Consider the following 1548-nt stretch of genomic DNA (forward strand, 5'->3'; position numbering starts at 1 on the left):
GGCGGCCGACCGGGCCGAGGCGCTGGAGGCGCTCAGCGGGCCGCGCGGAGACGCGCCGTCCGCCGCTCCCGCCGGATGGCCCGACCACGACAGGAGAACGGACACCGCATGGTGACACTCCTCTGCGTGACGATTCGGGGTTCCCGCCCTGATAAACGCGTCACTGGTCACCGTCAGCCATTACGAAATAACGCATTTAGTCGGCTTAGGGACGTAGATCCCCGGGAGTGCTCTCAGGTAACCTCGCTGCCGGTCACCGCCGAAGGCGCGCAGCGGCGCCTGCGGTGCCGCCGCCCAATCGCCGCCAGGCGAGCCGGGGACCCAGGCACGTGGGGTGAATCCGCGACAGCGGTAGGGGCCACTTCCGCCCCGAACCCGTCAGCTAACCCGGTCGGCGGTCGACGGAAGGGAAAACTGTGACGGCACCCCTACGCCGCTGGCTGACGCCCGTGGTGGCCGTACTCGCCGCCCTGGCGGTCTTCGCCGGGCCTCTCCCGGCGGTGGCCGCGCCCACCCCACCCAAGCCCTCCGGCCACGGCGACGACGAGCCCAAGCTGCTCGACGACCTGATCGAGGCCCGCAACCGGTCCTACGTGCAGGCCAAGGCGAAGCTGGAGAAGTCGAAGAAGCGCCAGCTCGAACTGGCCCTGGAGGTCAACCGGGCACAGGCCGAACTGAACGCGCTGGCCCCGCAGGTCAGTCAGATCGCCGCCCAGTCCTACCGGACGGGACGGATCGGCGCGGTGTCGATGCTGCTGGACACCGCCAGCCCCGACTCGTTCGTCAAGCGCGCCGCCGCCCTCGACGAGCTGAACCTGGTCAACTCCAAGAAGCTCGCCGAGGTGAACGCGGTCAAGAACCGCGCCGAGCAGGCCAAGCTGGCGCTCGACGCCGAGGTCCGCGAGCAGCAGAAGCTGACGAACGAGATGGCGCGCGGCAAGCGGGAGGCGGAGAAGGCGCTCGCACTGGTCGGCGGCAGGGGGCTGACCAGTGGCAAGGTGGTCGCCACCTCGCCGGTGGCGAAGATCGCGCCGGGACGTACGGCCGACGGCGACTGGAAGCCCCTGGGCTGCACCGAGGACGATCCCACCACCTCCGGCTGCATCACCGCGCGCACACTGCACATGTACAAGGAGGTCAAGCGGGTCGGCTTCAACCGGTTCGTCGGCTGTTACCGCTCCGGCGGGCCGTACGAGCATCCGAAGGGCCGGGCCTGCGACTGGTCGTTGCAGAGGAGCGGCTTCTCCCCCTGGCACAACGACGACACCTACATGTACGGCAACAACCTGACCGCGTTCCTGGTCCGCAACGCCGACCGGCTCGGCATCTACTACGTGATCTGGAACCGGCAGATCTGGTTCCCGGCGACCGGCTGGAAGTCCTACAGCGGCCCGTCGAACCACACCGACCACGTGCACGTGTCACTGCTCTAGCCGCCCGCCCACGGGCCGGCGAAGCCGGGACTGCGCCACCTGTGACCCCCGTAGCCCTTCCGTTTCTCCGCGCCGTCCCCGGCTGGGGTTGGTGCTTGTTGCTTGCATTGCGCCG

General features: G+C 69.3%; 1 protein-coding gene and 1 riboswitch. The gene reads left to right on the forward strand.

Annotated features, from left to right (window positions below):
• The first annotated feature begins 281 nt into the window (after positions 1–281).
• Positions 282–413, forward strand: a riboswitch (cyclic di-AMP (ydaO/yuaA leader).
• A 3-nt stretch (positions 414–416) separates the two neighbouring features.
• Complete coding sequence (locus tag AB0B91_RS65895; RefSeq protein ID WP_089002275.1) at positions 417–1433, forward strand: hypothetical protein; 1017 nt, start codon at positions 417–419, stop codon at positions 1431–1433.
• Positions 1434–1548: the final 115 nt, after the last annotated feature.

Source organism: Nonomuraea sp. NPDC049141 (genome assembly GCF_040648415.1).
GTDB lineage: Bacteria > Actinomycetota > Actinomycetes > Streptosporangiales > Streptosporangiaceae > Nonomuraea.